The sequence below is a fragment of the Streptomyces sp. NPDC127190 genome (genome assembly GCF_042672505.1).
Taxonomy (GTDB): domain Bacteria; phylum Actinomycetota; class Actinomycetes; order Streptomycetales; family Streptomycetaceae; genus Streptomyces.
This window is the reverse complement of record NZ_JBHXVE010000013.1, coordinates 107,144-133,787: the sequence shown is the minus strand read 5'-3', so window position 1 is coordinate 133,787 and position 26,644 is coordinate 107,144. Positions and strand designations below refer to the sequence as shown.

Here is a 26,644-nt window from a genome sequence, read left to right as displayed (position 1 = left end):
GTCTCTCCAGCTCTCCCCCACCCACCCCGCTCACACCCCCCCCCCCCCCCGGCGCCCCCCGCGTTTGTGCGGGGGGGGGGCGCGCCCCCCCCCCCCCCCCCCCGTCATCGTACGAACGCGGTCACGGCTTGGGCGTGGCGTGCGGAGCGCAGGTCACGTCCGCGTCGTCCAGCGTGCCGGCGAGCAGATAGGCGTCGACGCGCTGGTTGATGCAGGGGTTGACCAGGCCGGTCACCCCGTGGGAGCCCGCGTCCTTCTCGGTGATCAGGCGGGAGCCGTCGAAGCGCTGGTGCAGTTCGACCGCGCCCTGGTACGGGGTGGCGGCGTCCCGGGTGGACTGCACGATGAGCACCGGCGGCAGGCCCTCGTGGGTGGTGACGTCGACCGGGTGGTGCTGCTTGACCGGCCAGCTGGCACAGGGGAGGTTCATCCAGGCGTTGGACCAGGTCAAGAAGGGATAGTCGCGGTTGAGCCGGGTGTTGTCCCGGTCCCAGGTGCGCCAGCTGGTGGGCCACTTGGCGTCGGTGCACTCGACGGCCGTGTAGACGGCGTTGCCGTTCTCCGCGGATATGTTGCCCGCGGTGTTCGTCGGGTCGGGCGCGGCGGCGGCGATCAGGGGCTGGGTGTCACCGGCGACGGCCTTGGCGAACGCGGTGGCGACCGGCACCCACGAGGAGTCGTAGTACGGCGCCTTCTGGAAGAAGGAGATCAGCTCGGCCGGGCCGACGACCCCGCCGATGGGGTTCTTCTTGGCGGTGGCGCGCAGCTGGAGCCACTGGGCCTGGACGGCGTCCCGGGTGGTGCCGAGGTGGAAGACGGCGTCGTTCGCGGCGACCCAGTCCTCCCAGTCCTTCCAGCGGCCCTCGAAGGCGATGTCCTGCTCCAGGTTGGCCTGGTACCAGATGTTCTCGCGGGAGGGGTTGACCACGCTGTCCACGATCATGCGGCGCAGATGGCCCGGGAAGAGCGTGCCGTAGACGGCGCCGAGGTAGGTGCCGTAGGAGACACCGAGGTAGTTGAGCTTCTGCTCGCCGAGCGCGGCGCGGATGACGTCCAGGTCGCGGGCCGTGTTCGGGGTGGTCATCTGCTGGAGCATCGCGCGGCCGGTGCGGTCCAGGCAGCCGTCGGCGTAGTCGCGGGCGAGCGCGCGCTGGGCGGTCTTGTCGGCCTCGGTGTCCGGCACCGGGTCCATCTTCGGCGCCTTCACGTACTCCTGCGGGTCCGCGCAGGAGATGGGCGCGGAGTGGCCGACACCGCGCGGGTCGAAGCCGACGAAGTCATAGGCCTTGGCGACGTTCGCCCAGACGGCGTTCTTGGTGGTGACCCGGCGCGGGAAGCGCAGCCCGGAGCCGCCGGGGCCACCCGGGTTGTAGACGAGGGCGCCCTGCCGCTCGGCCGGGGTGCCGGTGTTGCCGATGCGGTCGACGGCGAGCTGGATCTGCTCGCCGTACGGGTGGGCGTAGTCCAGCGGCACGCTGACCCAGCCGCACTGGATGGGCTTCTCCAGCCCCCAGTCGGCCGGGCAGTCCTGCCAGTCGATGCCGGTCTCGGCGGCCCGGGCGGCGGCTATCGCGGCTCCGCCGGCCTCGCGGTCCTGGCTCGGCCGGCCGACGGCGCCGGCGGCGGGCGCGGACACGGCACCGGCGATCAGCGTGGCGGTGACGAGTGCTCCGGCGGAACCGAGCGCCAGTAGACGGCTCTTCGGTCTGTTGTCCCTCAAGAGGGCCCCTCCCCCTGCATAGGCATCGCTGCGAGTTGGTCAGTCGGCGGATCCTTTCGGCTGTGAGCGGCCCGAGAACAGAGGATGCCGCTCATCTTTACCAATCCGATAAACGGATGGTCATGTCCGTTGGTGGGAGGGGGTGTTCACCGGGCCGCCTGGCGGGGGCGCGTTCAGCCGAGGGAGGCCAACGACTCGTCCAGGAGGCGCCGCAGCCGCAGGGCGTCCGGCGCCACGGCGCTGACCAGGACCGCCGGCCCGGCCAGGGGGATCAGCGCGGCGCTCTCCCCCAGCATCCGCCCCTCCACCGGGTGCTGCGCGAACTCGGGCCGCACCACCACGAGTTGACCGACCGCCCGGTGCCCGGCGAGCACCGCGGGACCGTCCCAGCCGCCCGGTGCCCCGGGTCCGCAGGACAGTTCCTGGTCGAGCACGGTACGGCCCGCCACCCGTACGGTCAGCCGGCTGGTGAGCCGGCCCGGCTGCTCCCCGGCCCGGCCGAGCACCTGCTCCTCGCGCAGCACGAGCCGGGCCCCGGCGGCGAGTTCGGCGCGGGTGGCGACACACAGATCGCTGCCCTTCGCCGAGATCAACTGCTCGGGCAGCCAGTGCAGTTCGGCGTCGTCGGCCACCTCGAGCCGGACGTCGTAGCGGGCCTCGCCGCCGGCCTGGCCGGGCAGCGCGAGGGTGGCCGCGGCCGAGCCGACGTGCAGCAGAGCGCCCGCCTCGACCCGGGCGTGCAGCTGGAACCGGTCGCCGCCGAGGGGCCCGCTCATCGCGCCGACGACCATCACCCGCGCGCCGGCGCCGCTCGCCCGGGTCCGGCGCAGCGCCAGCGGGCCCTCGCCGTCCAGGACGGGCAGCGCGGTACCGCCGCGCCCGTCGGCGCGGGCGACGATCCGCGCGCTCGCCCGTACGCCGGTGGCGGTCATGCCTTCGTCCACGCGGCGAGCCGCTCCCGGACCCAGGCGGCGACGTCGGCGACGCCCTTGTCGCTCCGCAACGACTGGAACACCACAGGAAGTTGGGCCCGCTGCGCCGTGGCGTCGGCGGCCATCCGGGTGAGGTCGGAGCCGACGTACGGGGCGAGGTCGGTCTTGTTGACGACGAGCAGGTCGGCGGTGGTGACACCGGGACCGCCCTTGCGCGGGATGTCGTCGCCGCCGGCCACGTCGATGACGAAGATCTGCGCGTCCACGAGCCCCTTGGAGAAGGTGGCGGTGAGGTTGTCGCCGCCGGACTCGACCAGGATCAGGTCCAGCGGGCCGACCGCGTCCTCCAGGTCCTCGACGGCCTCCAGGTTGGCGGAGATGTCGTCGCGGATGGCGGTGTGCGGGCAGGCGCCGGTCTCGACGGCCGTGATCCGCTCGGGCGGCAGCACGGCCTCCCGCAGCAGGAACTCGGCGTCCTCACGGGTGTAGATGTCGTTGGTGACGACCGCGAGGGACAGTTCGTCGCGCAGCGCCCGGCAGAGCGCGGCGACGGTGGCGGTCTTCCCGGACCCGACGGGCCCGCCGAGCCCGATGCGCAGCGCACGGCGCGATCCGTCGGGCCGGCCCGCGTCGGCGCTGACGGCGGCGGGGCCGGAGTGGTCGTGGTCGAGGTGCATGTGCGGCTCCTTGTGCGAGTGGCCGGGTGGGGGGACGGCCACGTGTGGTCCAAGCTGTTCGGGGGCGAAGGGGCGGGGTCAGGACGCGAACAGCCGCACCGGCCAGGCCGCGTGCGCCTCCGCCATGACCTCCAGCACCGGTGCCGAGGCGGCGGGCAGCGCGTCGACCCCGTCGGCGGCCACCCGGCGCGCCGCCGTCACCGCCGCGTCGGCGACGCGGTCCAGTTCCGGCGCCAGCCGGGCCAGCACCCCGGTCGCGTCGAAGGGGTCGAGGCTGAGCAGCCGGACGGTGGCCGTCGCCGGTCCGCTGACGCTCTCGTAGACCGCGCAGTACGCCGCGTCCTCGGGCGTGAGTCCGGCCGCCCGCGCGGCCAGCCCGAGCACCACCGGCTGATGGGCGCCCTTGGGGAACGCCCGGGCCAGCGCGTCGAGTTCGGCCGACGGCCAGCTCGCCCGGGCGGCCCGCAGCAGCTGCCGGCCGAGGCGGCGCGCGGCGGTCCGCAGGGCGGGGGACGGCGTACGGGCGTCCGCCGCGGCGTCCAGCTCCCCCGGGTCCGCGCCGAGTACGGCGGCGGCCGCCAGCGCGCCCGCGACCCGGCCTGCGGTGTGCAGCCGGCCCCGGCAGAAGTCCTCCAGGCTCGCGGCGCAGGTGATCCGGCCCGCCTTGACCGCGGCCTCCGCCCCGCCGGAGTGCGCGTGCCCTCCGGCGGGGAACCGGCCGTCGGCCAGGACGAGCAGTGCTGCCCTGGACATCAGAAGAGGAAGTAACGCTGGGCCATGGGCAGTTCGGCGGCCGGGGTGGCCTCGACCAGCTCGCCGTCGATGTGCACGGCGAAGCTGTCGGGGTCGATCCGGACGTCCGGCCGGGCGTCGTTCTCCCGCATGTCGGCCTTGGTGACCCCGCGCGTGGACTCGATCGCCGCGAACCGCTTGCCGAGCCCCAGCCGCTGCGGCAGCCCGTCCTCGATCGCCTCCTGGGAGACGAAGTTGACCGAGTTGCCGGCCGGGGCGCGGCCGATCGCGCCGTACATGGGGCGCGGCAGGATGGGCTGCGGGGTGGGGATGGAGGCGTTGGCGTCGCCCATCTGCGCGTAGGCGATCTGTCCGCCCTTGAGCACGAGGAGCGGCTTGACCCCGAAGAAGGCGGGCTCCCACAGCACCAGGTCGGCGAGTTTGCCGGTCTCCACGGAGCCGATCTCGGCGGCGAGGCCCTGGGCGAGCGCCGGGTTGATCGTGTACTTGGCGACATAGCGCCGTACCCGGTGGTTGTCGGCGCGGCCGTCGCCCGGCAGCGCGCCCCGCCGGCGCTTCATCACGTGCGCCGTCTGCCAGGTGCGCAGGACGACCTCGCCGACGCGGCCCATGGCCTGGGCGTCGGAGGAGATGATCGAGATCGCGCCGAGGTCGTGCAGGATGTCCTCCGCGCCGATGGTGGACGGCCGGATCCGGGACTCGGCGAAGGCCAGGTCCTCGGGGACCGCAGGATTGAGGTGGTGGCACACCATCAGCATGTCGAGGTGTTCCTCGGCGGTGTTGACGGTGAACGGCCGGGTCGGGTTGGTGGAGCTGGGCAGCACGTTGGGCTGGGAGACGACCGTCATGATGTCCGGCGCGTGCCCGCCGCCGGCGCCCTCGGTGTGGTACGAGTGGATGCCCCGGCCGCCTATCGCGGCGAGGGTGTCGGCGACGAAGCCCGCCTCGTTCAGCGTGTCGGTGTGGATCGCGACCTGGATGCCGGTGCGGTCGGCGACGGTGAGCGCGGCGTCGATGACGGCCGGGGTGGAGCCCCAGTCCTCGTGCAGCTTCAGGCCGACGGCGCCGCCGCGGATCTGGGAGAGCATCGCCTCGTGCGAGACGGTGTTGCCCTTGCCGAGCAGGCCGACGTTGACCGGGTAGGCCTCCATCGCCTCCAGCATCCGGGCCAGGTGCCAGGGGCCGGGGGTGACGGTGGTGGCCTTGGAGCCCTCGGCGGGTCCGGTGCCGCCGCCGACCAGGGTGGTGATGCCGGAGGCCAGTGCCTCGTCGGCGACCTGGGGGCAGATGAAGTGGACGTGCGCGTCGATGGCACCGGCGGTGAGGATCCGTCCGTTGCCCGCGATGATCTCGGTCTCGGGGCCGATGACCAGGTCGGGGTGGACACCGTCCATGGTGTCCGGGTTGCCCGCCTTGCCGAGCGCGGTGATCCGGCCGTCCCGGATGCCCACGTCGGCCTTGACGACGCCCCAGTGGTCGACGACGACGGCACCGGTGATCACGGTGTCGGGGGTGCCCTCGGCGCGGGTCGCGCGGGACTGGCCCATCGACTCGCGGATGACCTTGCCGCCACCGAAGACCGACTCGTCCCCGGAGGTGCCGGGGCCGCCGGAGCGGTCCTCCTCGATCTCGATCAGCAGGTCGGTGTCGGCGAGCCGGATGCGGTCGCCGGTGGTGGGGCCGAACAGATCGGCGTAGGCGGCGCGGCTGATCTCAGGCATCGAGGGCCCCTCCGGTCTCCCCGCGCAGCCCCGGCACGACCCGGGCGCCGGCGAGGGGGACGAGTTCGACGTCGACGGGGATGCCGGGCTCGAAGCGCACGGCGGTGCCCGCGGCGACGTTCAGCCGCTTGCCGCGGGCGGCGGCACGGTCGAACTCCAGCCCGGGGTTGGCCTCGGCGAAGTGGTAGTGGGAGCCGACCTGGACCGGCCGGTCGGCGGCGTTGAGGACGGTGAGCGCGGTGACCTCGCGGCCCTCGTTGAAGGGCACGGGGTCGTCCGCGAACAGGATCTCTCCGGGGATCATCGCGGCCCTCAGACGATCGGCTCGTGGACGGTGACGAGCTTGGTGCCGTCCGGGAAGGTGGCCTCGACCTGGACGTCGTGGATCATCTCCGCGATGCCGTCCATGACGTCGTCCCTGGTGAGCAGCTTGCGGCCGGAGGACATCAGTTCGGCGACGGTACGGCCGTCCCGCGCGCCCTCCAGGATGTGCGACGTGATGAGGGCGACCGCCTCCGGGTGGTTGAGCCTGAGGCCGCGGGCCCTGCGCTTCTCGGCCACGTCGGCCGCCACGTGAATGAGCAGTCGCTCTTGCTCGTGCGGGGTCAGTTGCACGTCCCACCTCACAGTCCTTGCTCCGGACCGTGCGGGGTCCGGCTGCCGCAGCCACCACGACGGGGATAGGTGTAACACACAGACACATCGCAGTTTCGGCGACAATCCGGGCAGAAAAACCCCTGGTGGCGTGGATCGGCAGGCTAGTTCGCCGGAGTTTCAACGACGTTAACCAGACCTTGATCACGGCATGACCGCGCGATGGACTCGCACATACCCGCGCGGCTCAGCGCATGCCCGGCCTCCGGTGCTCGGCCGCGAGGCCGAACCGCTGCTGTTCACGCACGGCGGAACCGGCCTCCTGGACTCCCGACACCGTGCTGACGACCTGCTCCTCGGCCGGCTCGTCGAGCGTGTCGAGCCGCTCCAGATCGGCGGCCGAGACCAGCGCGACCAGCGGCTTTCCATGCCGGGTCACCACGACGCGCTCACCGCCGTACACCACGCGGTTGATCAGGTCGGCCAGCTCGGCCCTGGCTTGCGTCACCGGAATCTCATAGGCCATGACCTCATTCTAACGTCACGTACGTCCTGTACATTTTTTACAGACCGAGGTTCTCGCTCCGAGGAGGGGTGTGCTCATGTCCCGACCGTTCGCCCGCCATGTCCTGCCCGAGTTCACCGAGCGCACGGGCAGTACCGTGCGCACGCTCGATCCGTACGCGAAGCTCTTCGAGGACCGGGTGGTGTTCCTCGGCACGCCGCTCGACGAGGCGGCCGCCAACGACGTGATGGCGCAGTTCATGTATCTGGAACACGCCGCGCCGGACCGGGACATCACGCTGTACGTCAACTCCCCCGGCGGCACCTTCGCGGCGCTGACCGCGGTCTACGACACGATGCAGTACGTCGGTTGCGACGTGGCGACCTACTGCCTGGGCCAGGCCGCCTCCTACGCGGCGGTCCTGGTCGCGGCCGGCGCCCCGGGCAAGCGGTTCACCCTGCCGGGCGCACGCATGGTGATCGACCAGCCGCGGCTGCCCGAGCCCGTGCGGGGCCAGCCGAGCGACCTGGTCATCCAGGCCGAGGAGTTGGCCCGCACCCGGGCTCTGATGGAGGAGATACTGGTACGGCACACCGGGCGCACGGCGGAGCAGGTGCACCGGGACCTGGAGCGGGACCTGGTGCTGGACGCCCCGGGCGCGCTGGCCTACGGCCTGGTGGACGGCATCGTGCCCGGCCGGCGCGGCGCGCTCGCCGGCCCCGACGCGGGGTGAACGCGATGCTGCCACCGGAACTGCCGCCGCTGCCCGCGCTGACCCGCGCCGAGGGCGAGTTGATCGACCGTTACCTGGAGTCCGTCGACCTGCTCGGCCGGATCAATCCCGCGCGCGCCGGGAACACCTACCACGGGCTGCGCGCGGCGCAGGCGCTGGTGCGCAAGGCCACCGAGCTGCGGGACGCGCTCGACCTGATGCACCGTCGGGGCGAGACGGAGCTGCACGGGCACACGCTGGCACGGGCCTTGCGGGTGCTGGACGGCGAGCGCCGTACCGCGCGCGTCACGCTCCCGTCCGACGGCGCCGGCTGACCGGACGCGGCGGCGGTCCGACCGGTCCCGGACGTCGACACGCGGCGTTCGGGACGCACGGGAAACGGTCCGAACGATGTACGGCCGACCGGTGTATATCCGGCGCCGTTTCCGGTCCGCACGAGTTGCGCACGGACCATGTTTGAGCCTCATCCGGAACGGCTGCGTCCCAGGTCCGGGGCTACGTCCGGGATCTGACGGCGGCTCGAACGGAACACTGTCCACCCGAACGGGTGAGTGGTGAGTAACGCCACAAATCCTCGATTTCATTGGGATTTTCGGACAGCTGTGAGCCAAGATCCCTGTCTGACGACAAGCCCCCGCCACCGCGGCGGGGCGGTCCGGGCGGACGCCGAGTCCTGCCGCCACCCGGATGACCGGTCGACAGGAGTGGATCGGCAGGAGTGGAGGACCCAAGCAAGACGGGTCGCCGACGCGGACGTTCGTCGTGGACGAACGGGCGTGCCGAGCAACCCTTGGGGTGAAGCCGCAGCGATGCGGCCGGGCAACTTCGCCAGCCCGAATCCGACAGGTCATCCTTCACAGGCGGCTGACGAAGGGTTGCGCATGACTGCGCTCAATCGTGTCCCGTCGCTCATGGCCCGGGCCGGTACGGCCTCGGCTCTCACCCTCGCCGCCGTGGGCGGCTCGATCGCGGTGCCGGGCCTGTCCGCCGACGCCTCGGCGGCGACCCTGGCCTCGAAGGCGCTCCAGGTCGCGGCCTCCAAGAAGGGCGCCCCCTACCAGTGGGGGGCCACCGGACCGCGCCGGTTCGACTGCTCGGGTCTGACGCTGTACTCGTTCAAGAAGGCCGGCAAGACCCTGCCGCGCACGGCCGCCGGGCAGTACAACAAGACGCACCACATCTCGGCCCGCAACCGCAAGGCGGGCGACCTGGTGTTCTTCCACTCGGGTTCCAGCGTCTACCACGTCGGCATCTACGCCGGCCACGGCAACATCTGGCACGCCCCGAAGTCCGGCGATGTGGTCAGGCTCCAGAAGATCTGGACCCGGAGCGTCTGGTACGGCCGGGTCAGCTGACCCGGCACCGTTGTGGAGCGGCCTCGGGCCCGTGGCCGCTCCGCACGCCGTCAGCGCCGGATGTCGGCGCGGCGAGCCGCCTCGGGGCGCTGCGCCGCCGTCGGTACCGGCTCGGCGGGGACGGCCCAGGGGAGTTCGATCGAGACCGTCTTGCCGCCCTCCCGGGTGGGCCGGACACGGAGCCTGCCACCGCACTCGGCGGTGAGCCAGCGGATGATGACCATGCCGCGGCCGTTGTCCTGCTGCACGGCGGCGGGCAGTCTCTTCGGAAAGCGCGGATGGCTGTCCGTGACCCCGATGCGCAGATGCTCGTCACGGCCCAGCGCGAGGTCGACCGTGAAGGTGGGTGACTGCCCGAAGGTGTGCTGCACGGCGTTGGTGGCGAGTTCGGAGACGATGAGCCGTACCGTGTCGGCGATGTCGGCGTCCGAGGGGAGGCCCCACTCCGCGAGCGTGCCCACGACATAGGAGCGGGCGGCGGAGACCGAGGCGGGATCGCTCGGCAGAGTGACGGATGCTTCCAGATGGTCTGCCATGGCGACGTCGTCCCTTTCCCACGGGACCGGTGTCCGGCATGGAGCGGCCGGTTCGAGTACGGTCCCGGACTGGTGCTTGCCCGTCAGACTGCCATCACCCGACCGGTCACGGGGGGCGATCCACCGAGATATGCATATATCTGTCGCTCGAAGCGGTGAACTCTGCGACGCGAGACCGTATTCCAGCGGCACGGAGGCGAGCAGACGGAGTAAGGAGCAGCCCATGCAGAACGGTCCGGCGGTGCGGCGCCGCAAACTGGGCGACGAACTGCGTACGCTGCGTACCGGAGCCGGGCTCACGAGCGGTGAGGCGGCCCGGCTGGTCGGCTGGCACCAGTCGAAAGTGAGCCGTATCGAGACCGGCGCCAGCGGCGTGAAACCGGCCGATCTGCGGTTACTGCTCGACGCCTACGGGGTCCACGACGGTCAACTGCGCGAGATGCTGCTGATGTTGGCGGGGCCCGAGGACACGGGCGGCCGGAACCGCTGGTGGCACGCGTACCGCGGGGTGATCCCGCCCACCTATCGCGACTTCATCAGCCTGGAGTCGCAGGCGAGCGCGATGCGCACCCTGGAGACCACGGTCGTGCCCGGTCTGCTCCAGACGGCCGAGTACGCCCGCGCGGTGACCCGGGCCGCCGTGAAGGACCTGGACGAGGAGCGCCTGGACGCGCTGGTGGAGGTGCGGCTGGCCCGCCAGGACGTCCTGCGGGCGGATCCGCCGCTGGCGCTGAGCGCCGTACTGGACGAGGCGGTGCTGCGCCGCGAGGTCGGCGGCCCCGAGGTGATGGCCCGGCAGCTTCAGCGGCTGGCCGAGGCGGCCCGACTGCCCCAGGTGCGGCTCCAGGTGCTGCCCTTCGGCGCCGGAGCACATATCGGCCTCACCGGGCCTTTCGTTATCTTCTCATTTCCGAGCACTTCTGATCTAGATGTAGTTGTTCTCGACCAATTGACGAGTAGCCTCTATCTGGAACGGAAAGAAGACCTCATGGCCTACTCGGAGGCCTTCACGACCCTTCAGTTCCACGCCCTTTCCCCCGAGGACTCGTTGGACTACCTCGCCCAGATAGGCGACGGCGCGTAGGGAGGCACCATGACCGCACTGCCTCGGAACGTCCCTGCCAGTACCGACCTGCACGACGTGCACTGGCTGCGCAGCAGCTACAGCACGGGAGCCAACAACTGTGTGGAGACGGCCCGGCCGCGCTCCGGCCCACCGGCCGGGCTGCTCGCCGTGCGCGACTCGAAGGCCCCGGGCGGCCCCGCGCTGCTCTTCTCGCCCGAGACCTGGGCCGGGTTCGTCACCGCTCTCTGATCAGATCCGATCACCGACCGACACCCCTGACCGCTGTGTGCGAAGCACGGCCGTGTCACGCCGACTCATGGTCGCGTTTCGTCGATCACCCGTACCGCGCGTTCGATCTCTGCCCCGGAGAGGTCCGCGCGAGCGGTCAGCCGCAGCCGCGACACGCCGTCGGGCACGGAAGGAGGACGGAAGCAGCCCACGGCCAGCCCCGCCGTACGGCAGTCGGCCGCCCAGCGCACCGCCTGCTCCGGGGACGGAGCCCGCACGGAGACCACCGCGGCGTCCGGACGCACCGCTTCCAGGCCCACGGCGGTCAGCCGTGCGTGCAGCTCCGCCGCGACCTCGCGAGCCCGGGCCGCCCGCCCGGGCTCGCGGCGCAGCAGCCGCAGGGCCGCGAGCGCCGCGCCCACCGCGGAGGGCGCCAGCCCGGTGTCGAAGATGAAGGTCCGGGCCGCGTTGACCAGGTGGTCGACGACCCGCGCCGGGCCCAGCACGACCCCGCCCTGACTGCCCAGCGACTTGGACAGGGTGGCCGTGACCACCACGTCCTCCGCCCCGGCGAGCCCCGCCGCGTACGGCGCGCCCCGGCCGCCGTCGCCCAGCACTCCCAGGCCGTGGGCGTCGTCCACCACCAGTCCGGCGCCGTGCTCCCGGCAGGCCGCGGCCAGCGCGGCCAGCGGCGCCCGGTCCCCGTCCACCGAGAACACCGTGTCGGAGACCACGATCGCCGGGCCCGCGTGCCCGGCGAGCGCCTTGCGCACCGCGTCCGGGTCGGCGTGCCCGACCACCTGGCGCTCGCCGCGGGCGAGCCGGCAGCCGTCGATGAGCGAGGCGTGGTTGCCCGCGTCGGAGACGATCAGCGAGCCGTACGGGCCGAGCGCGGTGACCGCGGCCAGGTTGGCCGCGTACCCGGAGGAGAAGACCAGGGCCGCCTCGAATCCGCAGAAGTCGGCCAGTTCGCGCTCCAGCTCGGCGTGCAGTTCGGTGCTGCCAGTGACCAGCCGGGACCCGGTGGAACCGCCGCCCCAGGTGCGCGCGGCCGCGGCGGCGCCCTCGGCGGTCTCGGGGTGGTGGGCGAGGCCCAGGTAGTCGTTGCTGGCCAGGTCCAGCAGCGGTGACTCGGCGGGGCGCGGGCGCAGGGTGCGTACGAGTCCGGCGCGGCGACGCGCCTCGGCCTGCTCGTCGATCCAGCCGAACGCCATGGGTCCTCCGGTGCTTTTGTAGGTAGCGGACAGACCCTAGCGGCACGACGGGCGGCGCGAGGTGTGGCGATACCCACACGGTGAACTGTCAGCGTTGTGCAAACTCTCCTTGGCCGGGAGCGGGTCCGTAGGACAGGATCGGATCTCATGGACCTGCTGAACACGCTGGTGGACAAGGGGCTTCGGCGCGAGCTGCCGACCCGCGAGGAAGCGCTCGCCGTGCTGGCGACCTCGGACGACGAGTTGCTCGACGTGGTGGCCGCGGCCGGCAAGGTGCGCCGGCACTGGTTCGGGCGCCGGGTGAAGCTCAACTATCTGGTGAACCTGAAGTCGGGGCTGTGCCCGGAGGACTGCTCCTACTGCTCCCAGCGGCTGGGCTCCAAGGCCGACATCCTGAAGTACACCTGGCTCAAGCCGGACGAGGCGTCCCAGGCGGCCGCGGCGGGGCTCGCGGGCGGCGCGAAGCGGGTCTGTCTGGTGGCCAGCGGGCGCGGGCCGACCGACCGGGACGTGGACCGGGTCTCGCAGACCATCAAGACGATCAAGGAGCAGAACGAGGGCGTCGAGGTGTGTGCCTGCCTCGGGCTGCTCTCCGACGGCCAGGCCGAGCGACTGCGTGAGGCGGGCGCGGACGCCTACAACCACAACCTGAACACGTCCGAGGGGACGTACGGGGACATCACCACCACCCACACGTACGCCGACCGGGTGGACACGGTGAACAAGGCGCACGCGGCCGGGCTGTCCGCCTGCTCCGGGCTGATCGCGGGCATGGGCGAGAGCGACGAGGACCTGGTGGACGTGGTCTTCTCGCTGCGCGAGCTGGACCCGGACTCGGTGCCGGTCAACTTCCTGATCCCGTTCGAGGGCACTCCGCTGGCCAAGGAGTGGAACCTCACCCCGCAGCGCTGTCTGCGCATCCTGGCGATGGTCCGGTTCGTCTGCCCGGACGTCGAGGTGCGCATCGCCGGCGGCCGCGAGGTCCATCTGCGCACGATGCAGCCGCTCGCGCTGCACCTGGCCAACTCGATCTTCCTCGGCGACTACCTGACCAGTGAGGGCCAGGCGGGCAAGGCCGACCTGGAGATGATCGCGGACGCCGGGTTCGAGGTCGAGGGCACCGACCAGGTGACGCTGCCGGAGCACCGGGCCGAGGCCGCCGCGGGCTGCGGCTCGGTGTGCGGCTCGCACGAGAGCGCCGGCTGCGGCTCGCACGAGGGCTCCGGGTGCGGCTCGCACGAGGCCGGCGCCGACCGCGGTACGGCGGAGACGCCCGCGGCGGCGAACGAGCCCCGCCCCGATCTGGTCGCCGTCCGCCGCCGGGGCGCCGGAACGGACCTCGCGCCCAATGCCTGAGCTGCCCGGCCCGGCCGTGTCCGAGCTGCTGGAGCTGGACCGCCGGCACGTCTGGCACCCGTACGGCCCGATGCCCGGACGGACCGAACCGCTCGTCGTGGAGTCGGCGAGCGGGGTCCGGCTGCGGCTCGCGGACGGCTCGGGCGAGCTGGTCGACGGCATGTCCTCGTGGTGGTCGGCCATCCACGGCTACAACCACCCGGTGCTCAACGAGGCGGTGCGCGACCAGCTGGGCCGGATGAGCCATGTCATGTTCGGCGGGCTCACCCACGAGCCCGCCGTCCGGCTCGCCAAGCTCCTTGTCGACATGTCACCGGAGGGCCTGGAGCATGTCTTCCTGGCCGACTCCGGGTCGGTGTCGGTCGAGGTCGCGGTGAAGATGTGCCTCCAGTACTGGCGTTCGCTCGGCCGGCCCGGCAAGCAGCGGCTGCTGACCTGGCGGGGCGGCTACCACGGGGACACCTGGAACCCGATGTCGGTGTGCGACCCCGAGGGCGGGATGCACCAGCTGTGGTCCGGTGTCCTGCCCCGCCAGGTGTTCGCGGAGGTACCGCCCGCGGAGTACGACGCGTCGTACGCCGACGGTCTGCGCGAGCTGATCGCCCGTCATGCCGACGAGACCGCCGCGGTCATCGTGGAGCCGGTGGTGCAGGGTGCGGGCGGGATGCGGTTCCACTCCCCCGCGTACCTCCGGGTGCTGCGCGAGGCGTGCGACGCGCACGACGTGCTGCTGGTCTTCGACGAGATCGCCACCGGCTTCGGCCGCACGGGCGCGCTGTTCGCGGCGGACCACGCGGGCGTCAGCCCCGATGTGATGTGCGTGGGCAAGGCGCTGACCGGCGGTTATCTGACGCTGGCGGCGACGCTGTGCTCCGCCCGGGTGGCCGACGGCATCTCGCGCGGCGAGGTCCCGGTGCTGGCGCACGGCCCGACGTTCATGGGCAACCCGCTGGCGGCGGCGGTGGCCTGTGCCTCCCTGGAGCTGCTGCTCGGGCAGGACTGGCAGACGGAGGTCAAGCGGATCGAGGCGGGCCTGCGCGAGGGCCTCGCGGCGGCCGTGGGGCTGCCCGGGGTGCGGGACGTCCGCGTCCTCGGCGCCATCGGTGTGGTCCAGCTGGACCACGAGGTGGACATGGCCGCCGCCACCGCGGCCGCCGTCCGGGAGGGCGTGTGGCTGCGCCCCTTCCGCGACCTGGTCTACACGATGCCGCCGTACGTCACTTCGGACGAGGATCTGGCACGGATCACGCGCGCGGTGTGCGCCGCGGCGCGGGAGGGATGAGATGTCGGTACTGGTGATCACCGGGACGGGCACGGAGATCGGCAAGACCGTCACGACCGCCGCGGTCGCCGCCGCGGCGCTCGCGGCGGGGCGCTCGGTCGCCGTGCTGAAGGCCGCGCAGACGGGCGTACGGCCGGACGAGCGCGGCGACGCCGACGAGGTCGCCCGGCTGGCGGGCCCGGTCACGGCGACCGAACTGGCCCGCTATCCCGAACCCCTGGCGCCGGGTACGGCCGCCCGGCGGGCCGGGATGGCGCCGGTGCACCCGCACCAGGTGGCCGAGGCGGCGGCCAAGCTGGCCACCGAGCACGATCTGGTGCTGGTCGAGGGGGCGGGCGGGCTGCTCGTCCGGTTCGACGCGGCGGGCGGCACGCTGGCCGACGCGGCGGGGCTGCTGGGCGCACCGGTCCTGGTGGTCACCCCGGCAGGGCTGGGCACACTGAACAACACCGAGCTGACGGCACGCGAACTGCGCCGCCGCGGGGTGGAGTTGGCGGGCGTGGTGATCGGCAGCTGGCCGGACTCCCCCGGTCTCGCGGAGCGCTGCAACGTGACCGACCTGCCGGAGGTGTCCGGCGCCCCGCTGCTGGGCGCGATCCCCGCGGGCGCGGGCTCCCTGCCCCCGGCCGCCTTCCGCCCGGCGGCCCCCGGCTGGCTGGCCCCCCGCCTCGACGGCAGCTGGGACGCGGAGGCGTTCCGCACCCGCGAGGCGGCGTAACGGCGTTCCGTTTCCCGGCGAGGGGTGGGAAGGGGGCGTACGTGGGGAGACTCCTCGTAGGCCCACTTCGGGGAGGTTGCCATGCGGCTGCTGTCCAGCGGCTCCGGCACGGTGGCGCGCGGCCCCGCCCGCCATCCGGTGTTCGCCCGTTGCTACGCCCGGTTCAGCGTGGGTGCCGAGACCCGGCTGGGCATGGCCGGCGTCCGGGAGCGGCTGCTCGCCGGGGTGTCGGGGCGGGTGCTCGAGATCGGCGCCGGCAACGGGCTGAACTTCGCGCACTATCCGGGCACCGTCTCGGAGGTGGTGGCGATCGAGCCGGAGGTCCTGCTCCGGCGGCTGGCCCTGGAGGCGGCGCTGCGCGCAGAGGTCCCGGTCGACGTGGTGCCGGGTGCCGCGGAGGCGCTGCCGGTGAAGAGCGAGGCCTTCGACGCGGTGGTGCTGTCCCTGGTGCTGTGCAGCGTGCGGGACGTCCCCCGGGCGCTGGCCGAGGTACGGCGGGTGCTGCGCCCGGGCGGCGAGGTCCGCTTCTTCGAGCACGGGCGGGGCGGCGGCCGGATCATGACGCTGACCCAGCAGGCCCTGGACCGCACCGTGTGGCCCGCGCTGTTCGGCGGCTGCCATGTCTCCCGGGAGCCGGTGGCCGCGCTGCGCGAGGCCGGGTTCCGGCTCGGCCCGCACCGCCGGGTGCTGCTGCCGGACAACGGCCCGGCGCTGCCGGCCTCCTACTGCGCGCTGGGGGTCGCCTGGCGGCCCGAGGAGCCGGAGTCGGACTGATCACAGGCTCCAGCGGCGCAGCTCCCGCGCGATGTCGTCGACGCCCACCGCGCCGTCCTTGACCAGCCGGGCGAGGTCGCGGACCTGCTCGGCGGTGGTGGCGACCTTGACCCCGCCGGCGACGAGATAGCCGTACGCGACGGCGCAGGCGAACAGCGCGTTGGAGCGTTCCAGGGCCGGAACATGGATGAGCAGCTGGAGCAGGGAGGCGGCGCGGGCGTACGGGTCGTCGTAGACGGGCACGCCGAATATCTCGGCGCGGTGCCGGGCGACGGCGGCCACCAGGGCGCCCCAGTCGGTGACCTGCGGATCGCTGGGCGTCCGCTGTTCGGCGAGCATGAGCAGCCAGGCGAGGTCGATGCTGAGCTCGTTCAAGGGATCAGCGGTGGCCTTCCTCCGGTGCGGGCCTGCGGGCCTCGGCGAACTCCTCGGCGAACACGGACTCGTAGCTCTTCATGAAGTCGGCGGCGGCCTCGACGAACGTCCGGCCGGCCTCACCGGTGTCCTGTCTGACCAGTTCCTCGATGTACCGGTTGACGCTGATCCCGCGGGCCAGGGCGCGTTCGCGGGCCGCGCGGGCGGTGCCCTCGTCCACGCGCACGTTCAGCTGGGTCTTCGCCATGCCTCGACGCTAGCGCTCCATTGCTAGCAGCAGCAAGGGCGCACGGCGGTGGCAGATGGGCGCGCTGCGCTACGACTGTGCGCCGGGTCACACTAGGCTCGGTCCCGAGCACGAGGTGGGCCCGGCCTCGGTCACGGGGCCGGGACGTCGAGGCGACCGGGAGGCGCTCGTGTACACACCTGCTGCGGAGCACGCCCCGGGCCGCGCGCCGGGCGACGGGACCGCTGCCCGGGCCCGCGGGCTGACCAAGGCGTACGGCACCGGCGAGACGCGCGTGCTCGCCCTGGACGCGGTGGACGTGGACATCGCGCGCGGTCGTTTCACCACGGTGATGGGCCCCTCGGGGTCCGGGAAGTCCACGCTCATGCACTGTCTGGCCGGGCTGGACACGGTCTCCGCCGGCCAGGTCTGGCTGGGCGGCACGGAGATCACCGCACTGAAGGAACGGGAGCTGACCCGGCTGCGGCGGGACCGGATCGGGTTCATGTTCCAGTCGTTCAACCTCATTCCCACGCTGACCGCCGCCGAGAACATCACCCTGCCGATGGACATCGCGGGCCGCAGACCCGATCAGCAGTGGCTCGACCAGGTCATCGACAGGCTCGGTCTGCGGGACCGGCTGGACCACCGGCCGGCCGAGCTGTCCGGCGGCCAGCAGCAGCGGGTCGCCTGCGCGCGGGCGCTGGCCTCCCGGCCCGAGCTGATCTTCGCCGACGAGCCGACCGGCAACCTGGACTCGCGGTCCGGCCTGGAGGTGCTGGGCTTTCTGCGCGGCGCGGTGGACGATCTCGGCCAGACGGTCGTCATGGTCACTCACGACCCGGGCGCCGCCGCCCACTCCGACCTGGTGCTCTTCCTGGCGGACGGGCGGATCGTGGACGAGATGGACCACCCGAGCGCGCAGGCCGTGCTGGACCGGATGAAGCGATTCGACCTGGTCCGCGGGGCGCTCGGCGACGGCGGCCCCGCCCAGGAGGGCTGACCCGGTGCTGAAAGCGACCCTGCGGAGCTTCCTCGCGCACAAGGGACGGCTCGCCCTGTCCGCGCTGGCCGTGCTGCTGTCCGTGGCGTTCGTCGCGGGCAGCCTGATCTTCTCCGACACCGTCACCCGCACCTTCGACCGGCTGTTCGCCTCCACCGCCGCCGATGTGACCGTGCAGCCGAAGGACGACCTGCGGGCCGCCCGGATGAGCGGCGCCGCCCAGACCGTGCCCGCCGCGCTGCGGGACCGGGTCGCCCGGGTTCCCGGGGTCGCGGCGGCCCGCGCCGACGTGTCGGTGCAGAACATCGTGGTCGTCGACAGCCGGGACCAGTCCGTCGGCCCGACCACCGGCGCGCCCACGATCGCGCAGTCCTGGCAGGTCACCCCTCGCAGCCCGGTGCGGCTGACCTCGGGGCACGCGCCGCGCGGTGCGGGCGAGGCGCTGCTGGACGCGGACACGGCCGGCAAGCGGGGGGTGCGGATCGGCGACCTGCTGACCGTGCACGCCCAGCCGGGCACCTTCCGGGTCCGGGTGTCCGGCATCGCCACGTTCACCACCACCAACCCGGGCGCGGCCCTGCTCTTCGTGGACCCGGCGGTGGCCGGCCGGGAACTGCTCGGGTCGGCCGCGAAGGCCACGAGCATCTCCGTGGACGCGGCGGGCGGGGTGTCCGGCACGGAGCTCAAGCGGCGGATCGACGCGGCCATCGGCCCCGGCACCTACGACCTGAAGACCGCCGCCGAGCAGGCCACGTCGGCCGCGGCCAGCCTCGGCACCTTCCTCGACGTGGTGAAGTACGTGATGCTGGGCTTCGCCGGGATCGCCGTGCTGGTCGGGGTGTTCCTGATCGTCAACACCTTCTCCATGCTGATCGCCCAGCGCACCCGGGAACTGGGGCTGCTGCGGGCACTCGGCGCCGACCGCCGGCAGGTGCGGCGCTCGGTGCTGACCGAGGCGCTGCTGCTCGGGCTCGTCGGCTCCACGCTCGGCCTCGCCGCCGGGACCGGACTGGCGTACGGCCTGATCCGGCTGATGAGCGCGTTCGGGATGAACCTCAGGGCGACCGAGATGCAGATCGGCTGGGTCACACCCCTCGCCGCGTACGCCGTCGGGCTGGGGGTGACCTTCGTGGCCGCCTATCTGCCGGCGCGCCGGGCCGCCGCCGTCTCCCCGATGGCGGCGCTCACGGACGCCGAGGTCGCGGGCGTGGGCAAGCCGTTGAGGGTCCGGGCGGTCGCCGGGGCGGTGATCGGCGTGCTGGGCGCGGCCGCGCTGGCCGGGTGTGCGGCGGCCACCCGGACGGGGCCGGCGGCCGGGCTGCTGGGCGTCGGCGTGGTGCTGACCCTGGTCGCGACCGTGGTCGCCGGGCCGCTGCTGGTGCGGCCGGTGGTCCGGGTGCTGGGCGGGGCGTTCCCGGCGCTGTTCGGGCCGGTCGGCCGGATGAGCCAGCGCAACGCCCTGCGCAATCCGCGCCGCACCGGGGCGACGGCGGCGGCGCTGATGGTGGGCCTCGCCCTGGTGGGCGGGATGTCGGTGGCGAGCGCCTCCCTGTCGGCGTCGGTCGACCGGCAGATCGACAGGACGCTGGGCGCCGACTTCGTCGTCCAGGGCACCGGATTCACGCCGTACACCAAGGAGGTCAGGGACGCCGTGGCGGCGACGCGCGGGGTCGGGCTGGTCGTGCCGGAGCGGCTCAGCCCCGTCGCCGTGCGGCTGCCCGACGGCAGCCGGGTGCGCACCCTCGCCGCCGCGTTCGGGCCCCGGCTCGACGAGGTCGTGCACATCGCTTACGCCCGGGGCGGCTCGGCGGCCGCGCTGGCGGACGGGCGGCTGGCGCTGGACGCGGGCTATGCCCGGGACCACGGCATCCGGTGGGGCAGTGTGCTCCCGGTGGAGTTCCCGGGCGGGCGCACGGCGGACCTGACCGTCGCCGCCCTGACCGAGCAGGGCAGCACGAACCAGGGGTTCGGCAACGAGGGCGGCATCTGGTTCGGCCTCGGCACCCTGGAGAAGTACGTGCCCGGCGGACAGGACTCCGCGCTGTTCGTGAACGCGGCCTCCGGCACGAACCCGCAGGACCTGCGGCCCCGGCTGGAGCAGGCCCTCAAGCCGTATCCGCAGGTGCAGGTGCGCAACCAGAGCGACTACAAGAAGCTGGTCCAGGACCAGATCTCCGTGCTGCTCTACCTGGTGTACGCGCTGCTGGCGCTGGCCATCGTCATCGCCGTGCTCGGGGTGGTCAACACCCTCGCGCTGTCGGTGGTGGAGCGCACCCGGGAGATCGGGCTGCTGCGGGCGATCGGGCTCGGGCGGCGGCAGCTGCGCCGGATGATCCGGCTGGAGTCGGTGGTGATCGCGGTGTTCGGCGCGGTGCTGGGGCTGGCGCTGGGGCTGGTGTGGGGGGTGTGCATGCAACGGGTGCTGGCGCTGCGCGGGTTGACGGAGCTGGCGTTCCCCTGGGGCACGATCGTCGCGGTGGTGGTCGGCTCGGCGGTGGTGGGCGTGGTGGCGGCCCTGCTGCCCGCGCTGCGGGCGTCGCGGATGAACGTACTGGCGGCGATCGCGCACGAGTGATGGAATCGCCCCGGTAGGCAAGTAAGCAGCAATACGGGGAGAGTTGATGTCACGTCCGTTCCGCTTCGGGGTCAATCTGCTCACGTCGGCGCCCGCCGCCGAGTGGCGCGCCACCTGCCAACGTGCCGAGGAACTGGGGTACGACGTGGTCCTCGTCCCCGACCATCTGGGGATGCCGGCGCCGTTCCCGGCGCTGGTCGCGGCGGCCGCGGCGACCGAGCGGGTCAGGGTCGGCACCTTCGTGCTGAACGCCGGGTTCTACAACCCGACGCTGCTGGCCCGCGAGGTGGCGACCACGGACGCGCTGACCGGCGGCCGCCTCGAACTGGGCCTCGGCACCGGGTATGTGCCGGCCGAGCACGAGGCGGCCGGGCTGCCGTACGGCTCGCCGGGCGAGCGGGTGGACCATCTGCGGCACACGGTGCGGGAGCTGGACCGGCTGCTGGGCTCGGCGGAGCACGAGCCCCGGCCCGCCCAGTCCCGGGTGCCGGTGCTGATCGGCGCCAACGGCGACCGGATGCTGCGGCTGACCGCCGAGCACGCGGACATCGCGGCCTTCACCGGGGCCCGGCCCGGCCGCGACCCCGGCTCGCTGGAGCCGCTCACCGCCGAGGAGCTGGACGAGCGGGTGGCCCGCTACCGGTCGCTGGCCGCGGGGCGGACGGCTCCGGCCGAGCTGAACCTGCTGATCCAGCAGGTGGCGGTCACCGACGATCCGGAGGCGGCGCTGAAGCCGCTGCTGGAGCGGCTGCCGCAGCTGACCATGGAGCAGGCGCTGGCCCTGCCGATCGTGCTCGCCGGTCCGCTGGACGACGTGGTCGCGAAGGTGCGGGCGCAGCGCGAGCGGTACGGCTTCACGTATCTGACGGTCCTCCAGCCGTGCATGGAGGCGTTCGCGCCGGTGATGGAGCGGCTGCGCGCGGAGGAGTCCGCATGATGGAATTCCCGGCTCCGGCCCACCGGCCGTGATCATGGTGGGCGCATGACCGATCTGTGCATACGCCCCGCCTCCGGTGCCGACCTCGGCGCCGTCCTCGCCTTCTGGCGGACGGCCGCCGAGGGCACCAGCATCAGCGACGACCTCGCCGGGGTGGAGCGGCTCGTCGACCGTGACCCCGAGGCGCTGATCCTGGCCGAGCTGGGCGGCGAGCTGGTGGGCACGGTGATCGCCGGCTTCGACGGCTGGCGGTGCCATCTGTACCGGCTCGCGGTGCACCCGGAGCGGCGGCGACAGGGCATCGCCACGGCACTGCTGGCCGCCGCCGAGGAGCGGTTCGTCCGGCTGGGCGGGCGGCGGGCGGACGCGATGGTGCTGGTCCGCAACGAGCGCGCGCAGCACGCGTGGCGGGCGGCCGGATACGGCGCGCAGGAGCAGTGGCGGCGCTGGGTGAAGCCCCTCACCGGCTGACCCCCACGGCATTTTTGCCCATCCTTTACCATTGAGGGAGTACTCGGCCCTCCATGAAAGGTTGTGAGCGTCCGCCCATGGGCGAGCCCCCCGGTGCGCGACACCGTGCGTTCCGTCCTGCCCTGTCCGATCATGGGACGGGGGTGACCCGATGACCGAAGTGCTGCTCCTTCTGGTGGCGGTCCTGCTGTCCCTCGCCTGCGGCGCCTTCGTGGCGGCGGAGTTCTCGCTGACCACCGTGGAGCGCGGCGAGCTGGAGCGGGCCGCCGCGCGCGGCGAGCGCGGTGCCGCGGGCGCCCTGAAGGCCGTACGGAACCTGACCTTCCAGCTCTCCGGCGCCCAGCTCGGCATCACCGTCACCAATCTGGTGGTCGGCATGCTCGCCGAGCCGTCGATCGCCCAGCTGCTGGCCGGCCCCTTCGAGGCCATGGGCCTGTCCCGGTCCACGGCGACCTCGGTGGCGCTGGTGCTCGGCACCGCCCTGTCGACGGTGTTCCTGATGGTCGTCGGCGAGCTGGTGCCCAAGAACTGGGCGATCTCCTCGCCGCTGGCCATGGCCAAGCGGGTCGGCAACGCCCAGCGCTGGTTCAGCGCGGTCTTCCGGCCCTTCATCACCCACCTGAACAACACGGCCAACCGGTTCGTACGACGGCTCGGCATCGAGCCCGCCGAGGAACTGGCCTCCGCGCGCGGCCCGCAGGAGCTGGCGGCCCTCGCCCGGCACTCCGCCAAGGAGGGCGCGCTGGAGGCGGACACCGCCGAACTGTTCGTCCGCACCCTGAACCTGGCCGATCTGACCGCCGAGAACGTGATGACCCCGCGCGTCCAGGTGATCGCCCTGGACCTCCAGGCGACCTGCGAGGACGTGGCGAACGCGACCCGGGCCACCGGACTGTCCCGGTTCCCGGTCTACCGGGGCAGCCTGGACTCGGTCGTCGGCATCGCGCACATCAAGGACGTCCTGGCCGTGCCCGCCGAGGAGCGCCCGCGCCGCACGGTCGCCCAGGTGATGCGCGAACCCCTGCTGGTCCCCGAGTCGCTCACCGTCGACCGGCTGCTGGACCGGCTCGGCGGCAGGCGGACCATGGCCGTGGTCATCGACGAGTACGGCGGTACGGCGGGCGTGGCCACCCTGGAGGACATCGTCGAGGAGGTCGTCGGCGAGGTGCGCGACGAGCATGATCCGCACGAGACACCCGACCTCGCCCCCGCCGGGGCGGACGAGCAGGGCCGCGCGCTGTACTCGGCCGACGGCGCCGCCCGCACCGACCAGCTGGCGCGCGTGGGCCTCCGGGTGCCCGAGGGGCCGTACGAGACCCTGGCCGGACTGGTCGCCACCGAGCTGGGGCGGATACCGGCGAGCGGGGACAGCGTCCAGGTCTCCGGCTGGCAGCTGGAGGTGGTGGACGCCTCGGGCCGCCGGGCGGCCCGGCTGCTGCTGCACGCACCGCTGGACGACGAGCCCGGCCGGCCGGCCGAGGGGACGACGCCGGAGGGGGCGCGATGACCGCCGTACAGCTGCTGATCGGTCTGGCGACCCTCGTCGTCAACGCCTTCTTCGTCGGCGCCGAGTTCGCGCTGATCTCGGTGCGCCGCTCGCAGATCGAACCGCTCGCCCAGGAGGGCGACCGGCGCGCCAGGAGCGTGCTGTGGGGTCTGGAGCACGTGTCGGCGCTGCTGGCCGCCGCCCAGCTCGGCATCACGCTGTGCACCCTGGTCCTCGGTGTGGTCGCCGAGCCGGCGATCGCGCATCTGCTGGAGCCGGTCTTCCACGCGCTCGGCGTGCCGGTCGGCGCGGGCCACGCCGTGTCCTTCGTGATCGCGCTGGCCCTGGCCACGTATCTGCACATGCTGCTCGGCGAGATGGTCCCGAAGAACATCTCGCTCGCCGAGCCGGTGCGCAGCGCGCTGCTGCTCGGCCCGCCGCTGGTCACCCTGGCCCGGGCGCTGCGCCCGGTGATCTTCGCGATCAATGCCTTCGCCAACGGGCTGCTGAAGCTGCTGCGGGTGGAGGCCAAGGGCGAGGTGGCGGCGACCTTCACGGACACCGAGCTGGCCGAGATCGTCAAGGACGCCAGCGAGGCCGGGCTGATCGACAACCGGGCGCAGGAGCGGCTGCACGACGCCCTGGAACTGGGCAGCCGGCCCGTGCGTGACGTGGTCGTACCGCTGGAGCGGGTGGTCTACGCGCGCGTGGGTGTCACCCCGGAGCAGTTGGAGCGGCTGTCGGCCGAGTCGGGCTTCTCCCGGTTCCCGGTCGTGGACTCCGGCCGCCGCATCGTGGGCTATCTGCACGTCAAGGACGCGCTGGACGCCTCGCCCCGGGACGTGCCGTTCCGGCTGCGGGACATGCGCCCCATCGCGCGTGTGCGCGAGCGGACCCCGCTGGACGACGTGCTCACCGCGATGCGGGGCAGCCGTACGCACCTCGCGGCGGTCCTCGGCGACGACGGCCGGCTGGCCGGTCTGGTGACCATGGAGGACGTGCTGCGGCAGCTGTTCGGGCAGCCGGCCTGAGGCGTTCCGGGGCCGACCGACCGACGGGTATGGAGCCGGGATACCATCGCTGACGCCATGCAGACGAATCCCGCTCCTTCCCCGTACACCAGCCTGGTCGCGGTCGGCGACTCCTTCACCGAGGGCATGTCGGACCTGCTGCCCGACGGCTCCTACCGGGGCTGGGCCGACCTGCTCGCCGCGCGGATGGCCGCCCGCACCCCGGGGTTCCGGTACGCCAACCTCGCCGTGCGCGGAAAGCTCATCGGGCAGATCGTGGCCGAGCAGGTGGACGTGGCGGCCGCCATGAACGCCGATGTGGTGACGCTGGTCGGCGGTCTCAACGACACCCTGCGGCCCAAGTGCGACATGGTCCGGGTGCGCGACCTGCTGACCGAGGCCGTCGAACGCCTCGCCCCGTCCTGCAAGCAACTGGTGCTGATGCGCAGCCCCGGCCGCCAGGGACCGGTGCTGGACCGGTTCCGGCCGCGCATGGAGGAGCTGTACTCCTGCGTGGAGGAGCTGGCCGGCCGGCACGGCGCGCTGGTGGTCGACCTGTACGGCGCCCCCGCGCTGAGCGACCCGCGGATGTGGGACGTGGACCGGCTGCACCTCACGGCGGAGGGGCACCGCCGGGTCGCCGAGGCGGTGTGGCAGACGCTCGGGTACGAGCCCGAGGACACCGAGTGGCATGTGCCGATGCCGGCCACCGCCCCGCCCGGCTGGCTGAGCCGCCGGGTGACGGACGCCCGGTTCGCCCGCCAGCATCTGCTGCCCTGGATAGGCCGCCGCCTCACCGGCCGCTCCTCCGGCGACGGCCGCCCCGCCAAACGCCCCGACCTGCTGCCGTACGAGAGCCAGGCCTGAGGACGGCAGTGACGCGGCTCTCGTAGCTTCCACCGAACAGGGGCGTGGCGCTGGCCTGCACAAATCGCCAGTAGAATCCGGAGACGTGACTTCAGCGCCCGCCAAGCCCCGCATCCCGAACGTCCTCGCCGGACGCTACGCCTCGGCCGAGCTCGCCACGCTCTGGTCCCCCGAGCAGAAGGTGAAGCTGGAGCGGCAGCTCTGGCTCGCCGTGCTGCGGGCCCAGAAGGACCTCGGCATCGAGGTGCCGGACGAGGCGATCGCCGACTACGAGCGCGTCCTCGACACCGTCGACCTGGCCTCGATCGCCGAGCGCGAGAAGGTCACCCGGCACGATGTGAAGGCGCGGATCGAGGAGTTCAACGACCTCGCCGGGCACGAGCACGTGCACAAGGGCATGACCTCCCGTGACCTCACGGAGAACGTCGAGCAGCTCCAGATCCGGCTCTCCCTGGAGCTGGTGCGGGACCGTACGGTGGCCGTGCTGGCGCGCCTCGGCAAGCTGGCGGGCGAGTACGCCGAGCTGGTCATGGCCGGCCGCTCGCACAATGTCGCCGCCCAGGCCACGACCCTCGGCAAGCGTTTCGCCACGGCCGCCGACGAGCTGCTGGTGGCGTACGGCCGGGTCGAGGAGCTCCTCGTCCGCTACCCGCTGCGCGGCATCAAGGGCCCGGTCGGCACCGCCCAGGACATGCTGGACCTGCTCGGCGGGGACGCGTCCAAGCTGGCCGAGCTGGAGGGCCGTATCGCCGCCCACCTGGGCTTCTCGCAGGCCTTCACCTCGGTCGGCCAGGTCTACCCGCGCTCGCTGGACTACGAGGTCGTCACCGCGCTGGTGCAGCTGGCGGCGGCGCCGTCCTCGCTGGCCAAGACGATCCGGCTGATGGCCGGGCACGAGCTGGTCACCGAGGGCTTCAAGCCGGGCCAGGTCGGTTCCTCGGCGATGCCGCACAAGATGAACACCCGCTCCTGCGAGCGCGTCAACGGCCTGATGGTGATCCTGCGCGGCTACGCGTCGATGACCGGCGAGCTGGCGGGCGACCAGTGGAACGAGGGCGACGTGTCCTGCTCGGTGGTGCGCCGGGTGGCCCTGCCGGACGCCTTCTTCGCGCTGGACGGCCTGCTGGAGACCTTCCTGACCGTCCTCGACGAGTTCGGCGCCTTCCCGGCCGTCGTCGCCCGCGAGCTGGACCGCTACCTGCCCTTCCTGGCCACCACCAAGGTGCTCATGGGAGCGGTGCGGGCGGGTGTCGGCCGCGAGGTCGCGCACGAGGCGATCAAGGAGAACGCCGTGGCCACCGCGCTCGCCATGCGCGAGCAGGGCGCCGAGCGCAACGACCTGCTGGACAAGCTCGCCGCCGACGAGCGGCTGCCGCTCGACCGCGACCAGCTGGCGGCCCTGATGGCCGACAAGCTGTCCTTCACCGGTGCGGCGGCCGACCAGGTCGGCCTGGTGGCCGGCCGGATCGAGGAGATCGTCAAGCAGCGCCCGGAGGCGGCCGGTTACACCCCCGGAGCGATCCTCTGACT

The 26,644-nt window shown here is 72.9% G+C and carries 29 protein-coding genes and 1 riboswitch; of the genes, 17 read left to right on the top strand and 12 right to left on the bottom strand.

What is annotated here, in order from left to right; translation table 11 throughout:
* Positions 1 to 121: 121 nt before the first annotated feature.
* The 8 genes from ACFVIU_RS21280 to ACFVIU_RS21245 form a co-directional block, all read right to left on the bottom strand.
* A complete protein-coding gene (locus ACFVIU_RS21280) occupies positions 122 to 1,720 on the bottom strand; it encodes an alpha/beta hydrolase (protein WP_385844268.1) in 1,599 nt (532 codons plus the stop codon).
* 173 nt (positions 1,721 to 1,893) lie between these two features.
* Positions 1,894 to 2,652 carry an urease accessory protein UreD gene (locus ACFVIU_RS21275; protein WP_385844267.1) on the bottom strand — a complete coding sequence of 253 codons (759 nt, stop codon included), beginning with the start codon at positions 2,650 to 2,652 and terminating at the stop codon, positions 1,894 to 1,896.
* Positions 2,649 to 3,329 (bottom strand): urease accessory protein UreG, encoded by a 681-nt coding sequence (gene ureG / locus ACFVIU_RS21270; RefSeq protein WP_385844265.1) that lies wholly within the window; start codon positions 3,327 to 3,329, stop codon positions 2,649 to 2,651. The genes ACFVIU_RS21275 and ureG overlap by 4 nt, the downstream gene beginning before the upstream one ends.
* A gap of 78 nt (positions 3,330 to 3,407) precedes the next feature.
* Positions 3,408 to 4,082 carry an urease accessory protein UreF gene (locus ACFVIU_RS21265; RefSeq protein ID WP_385844264.1) on the bottom strand — a complete coding sequence of 225 codons (675 nt, stop codon included), beginning with the start codon at positions 4,080 to 4,082 and terminating at the stop codon, positions 3,408 to 3,410.
* Positions 4,082 to 5,803, bottom strand: a complete 1,722-nt coding sequence (locus ACFVIU_RS21260; protein ID WP_385844263.1) for an urease subunit alpha — start codon at positions 5,801 to 5,803, stop codon at positions 4,082 to 4,084. Before ACFVIU_RS21260 ends, ACFVIU_RS21265 begins: the two co-directional genes overlap by 1 nt.
* The gene (locus tag ACFVIU_RS21255) at positions 5,796 to 6,107 is read right to left on the bottom strand and encodes an urease subunit beta (protein ID WP_385844262.1); all 312 of its coding nucleotides are present in this window, start codon (positions 6,105 to 6,107) and stop codon (positions 5,796 to 5,798) included. Before ACFVIU_RS21255 ends, ACFVIU_RS21260 begins: the two co-directional genes overlap by 8 nt.
* An 8-nt stretch (positions 6,108 to 6,115) precedes the next feature.
* Positions 6,116 to 6,418, bottom strand: a complete 303-nt coding sequence (locus ACFVIU_RS21250) for an urease subunit gamma (RefSeq protein WP_385844260.1) — start codon at positions 6,416 to 6,418, stop codon at positions 6,116 to 6,118.
* A 226-nt stretch (positions 6,419 to 6,644) separates the two neighbouring features.
* The gene (locus ACFVIU_RS21245) at positions 6,645 to 6,923 is read right to left on the bottom strand and encodes a type II toxin-antitoxin system Phd/YefM family antitoxin (RefSeq protein ID WP_385844258.1); all 279 of its coding nucleotides are present in this window, start codon (positions 6,921 to 6,923) and stop codon (positions 6,645 to 6,647) included.
* Between the two features lie 76 nt (positions 6,924 to 6,999).
* Here ACFVIU_RS21245 and ACFVIU_RS21240 point away from each other — a divergent pair, with 76 nt between their 5' ends.
* The 3 genes from ACFVIU_RS21240 to ACFVIU_RS21230 all read left to right on the top strand — a co-directional run bounded on the left by ACFVIU_RS21240 (position 7,000) and on the right by ACFVIU_RS21230 (position 8,990).
* The gene (locus ACFVIU_RS21240; protein WP_385844257.1) at positions 7,000 to 7,635 is read left to right on the top strand and encodes an ATP-dependent Clp protease proteolytic subunit; all 636 of its coding nucleotides are present in this window, start codon (positions 7,000 to 7,002) and stop codon (positions 7,633 to 7,635) included.
* A 5-nt stretch (positions 7,636 to 7,640) separates the two neighbouring features.
* Positions 7,641 to 7,949 (top strand): hypothetical protein, encoded by a 309-nt coding sequence (locus ACFVIU_RS21235; protein ID WP_385844256.1) that lies wholly within the window; start codon positions 7,641 to 7,643, stop codon positions 7,947 to 7,949.
* A gap of 340 nt (positions 7,950 to 8,289) precedes the next feature.
* Positions 8,290 to 8,513: riboswitch (cyclic di-AMP (ydaO/yuaA leader) on the top strand.
* Positions 8,514 to 8,516: 3 nt separating this feature from the next.
* On the top strand, positions 8,517 to 8,990 hold the full coding sequence (locus tag ACFVIU_RS21230; protein ID WP_385844255.1) for a C40 family peptidase: 474 nt from the start codon (positions 8,517 to 8,519) through the stop codon (positions 8,988 to 8,990).
* Positions 8,991 to 9,040: 50 nt separating this feature from the next.
* Here the strand turns inward: ACFVIU_RS21230 and ACFVIU_RS21225 are convergent, their stop codons facing one another.
* A complete protein-coding gene (locus ACFVIU_RS21225) occupies positions 9,041 to 9,526 on the bottom strand; it encodes an ATP-binding protein (protein ID WP_385844254.1) in 486 nt (161 codons plus the stop codon).
* 223 nt (positions 9,527 to 9,749) lie between these two features.
* On the opposite strand from ACFVIU_RS21225, the gene ACFVIU_RS21220 reads away from it, so the two are divergent.
* Positions 9,750 to 10,610, top strand: a complete 861-nt coding sequence (locus ACFVIU_RS21220; protein WP_385844252.1) for a helix-turn-helix domain-containing protein — start codon at positions 9,750 to 9,752, stop codon at positions 10,608 to 10,610.
* A 9-nt stretch (positions 10,611 to 10,619) separates the two neighbouring features.
* The gene (locus ACFVIU_RS21215; RefSeq protein WP_385844250.1) at positions 10,620 to 10,841 is read left to right on the top strand and encodes a DUF397 domain-containing protein; all 222 of its coding nucleotides are present in this window, start codon (positions 10,620 to 10,622) and stop codon (positions 10,839 to 10,841) included.
* A 65-nt stretch (positions 10,842 to 10,906) separates the two neighbouring features.
* On the opposite strand, the gene ACFVIU_RS21210 is transcribed toward ACFVIU_RS21215, so the two are convergent.
* Entirely contained in the window at positions 10,907 to 12,034 is a 1,128-nt protein-coding gene (locus ACFVIU_RS21210; protein ID WP_385844249.1) for an 8-amino-7-oxononanoate synthase, read from the bottom strand.
* A 147-nt stretch (positions 12,035 to 12,181) separates the two neighbouring features.
* Here ACFVIU_RS21210 and bioB point away from each other — a divergent pair, with 147 nt between their 5' ends.
* The 4 genes from bioB to ACFVIU_RS21190 all read left to right on the top strand — a co-directional run bounded on the left by bioB (position 12,182) and on the right by ACFVIU_RS21190 (position 16,164).
* The gene (bioB, locus tag ACFVIU_RS21205; protein ID WP_385844248.1) at positions 12,182 to 13,390 is read left to right on the top strand and encodes a biotin synthase BioB; all 1,209 of its coding nucleotides are present in this window, start codon (positions 12,182 to 12,184) and stop codon (positions 13,388 to 13,390) included.
* Entirely contained in the window at positions 13,383 to 14,672 is a 1,290-nt protein-coding gene (locus tag ACFVIU_RS21200) for an adenosylmethionine--8-amino-7-oxononanoate transaminase (RefSeq protein WP_385844247.1), read from the top strand. Before bioB ends, ACFVIU_RS21200 begins: the two co-directional genes overlap by 8 nt.
* 1 nt (position 14,673) lies before the next feature.
* Entirely contained in the window at positions 14,674 to 15,390 is a 717-nt protein-coding gene (bioD, locus tag ACFVIU_RS21195; RefSeq protein ID WP_385844245.1) for a dethiobiotin synthase, read from the top strand.
* Between the two features lie 81 nt (positions 15,391 to 15,471).
* Complete coding sequence (locus tag ACFVIU_RS21190) at positions 15,472 to 16,164, top strand: class I SAM-dependent methyltransferase (protein WP_385844244.1); 693 nt, start codon at positions 15,472 to 15,474, stop codon at positions 16,162 to 16,164.
* Here the strand turns inward: ACFVIU_RS21190 and ACFVIU_RS21185 are convergent, their stop codons facing one another.
* Together ACFVIU_RS21185 and ACFVIU_RS21180 are read right to left on the bottom strand one after the other, a co-directional pair.
* Positions 16,165 to 16,539 carry a fic family toxin-antitoxin system, toxin component gene (locus ACFVIU_RS21185; protein ID WP_385844242.1) on the bottom strand — a complete coding sequence of 125 codons (375 nt, stop codon included), beginning with the start codon at positions 16,537 to 16,539 and terminating at the stop codon, positions 16,165 to 16,167.
* A gap of 4 nt (positions 16,540 to 16,543) precedes the next feature.
* The gene (locus ACFVIU_RS21180) at positions 16,544 to 16,786 is read right to left on the bottom strand and encodes a toxin-antitoxin system HicB family antitoxin (RefSeq protein WP_385844241.1); all 243 of its coding nucleotides are present in this window, start codon (positions 16,784 to 16,786) and stop codon (positions 16,544 to 16,546) included.
* Positions 16,787 to 16,955: 169 nt separating this feature from the next.
* Between ACFVIU_RS21180 and ACFVIU_RS21175 the strand changes: the two genes are divergently transcribed.
* The 8 genes from ACFVIU_RS21175 to purB all read left to right on the top strand — a co-directional run bounded on the left by ACFVIU_RS21175 (position 16,956) and on the right by purB (position 26,642).
* Positions 16,956 to 17,768 (top strand): ABC transporter ATP-binding protein, encoded by an 813-nt coding sequence (locus ACFVIU_RS21175; RefSeq protein WP_385844240.1) that lies wholly within the window; start codon positions 16,956 to 16,958, stop codon positions 17,766 to 17,768.
* 4 nt (positions 17,769 to 17,772) lie between these two features.
* The gene (locus tag ACFVIU_RS21170; RefSeq protein WP_385844239.1) at positions 17,773 to 20,343 is read left to right on the top strand and encodes an ABC transporter permease; all 2,571 of its coding nucleotides are present in this window, start codon (positions 17,773 to 17,775) and stop codon (positions 20,341 to 20,343) included.
* A 46-nt stretch (positions 20,344 to 20,389) separates the two neighbouring features.
* Positions 20,390 to 21,280, top strand: coding sequence for an LLM class F420-dependent oxidoreductase (locus ACFVIU_RS21165; protein ID WP_385844237.1), 891 nt, complete (start codon positions 20,390 to 20,392; stop codon positions 21,278 to 21,280).
* 45 nt (positions 21,281 to 21,325) lie between these two features.
* The gene (locus ACFVIU_RS21160; protein WP_385844235.1) at positions 21,326 to 21,751 is read left to right on the top strand and encodes a GNAT family N-acetyltransferase; all 426 of its coding nucleotides are present in this window, start codon (positions 21,326 to 21,328) and stop codon (positions 21,749 to 21,751) included.
* Positions 21,752 to 21,902: 151 nt separating this feature from the next.
* A complete protein-coding gene (locus ACFVIU_RS21155) occupies positions 21,903 to 23,258 on the top strand; it encodes a hemolysin family protein (RefSeq protein ID WP_385844234.1) in 1,356 nt (451 codons plus the stop codon).
* The gene (locus ACFVIU_RS21150) at positions 23,255 to 24,268 is read left to right on the top strand and encodes a hemolysin family protein (protein ID WP_385844233.1); all 1,014 of its coding nucleotides are present in this window, start codon (positions 23,255 to 23,257) and stop codon (positions 24,266 to 24,268) included. Before ACFVIU_RS21155 ends, ACFVIU_RS21150 begins: the two co-directional genes overlap by 4 nt.
* 57 nt (positions 24,269 to 24,325) lie before the next feature.
* Positions 24,326 to 25,114 (top strand): SGNH/GDSL hydrolase family protein, encoded by a 789-nt coding sequence (locus tag ACFVIU_RS21145; protein ID WP_385844231.1) that lies wholly within the window; start codon positions 24,326 to 24,328, stop codon positions 25,112 to 25,114.
* An 85-nt stretch (positions 25,115 to 25,199) separates the two neighbouring features.
* Positions 25,200 to 26,642, top strand: coding sequence for an adenylosuccinate lyase (purB, locus tag ACFVIU_RS21140; protein ID WP_385844230.1), 1,443 nt, complete (start codon positions 25,200 to 25,202; stop codon positions 26,640 to 26,642).
* Positions 26,643 to 26,644 lie beyond the last annotated feature (2 nt).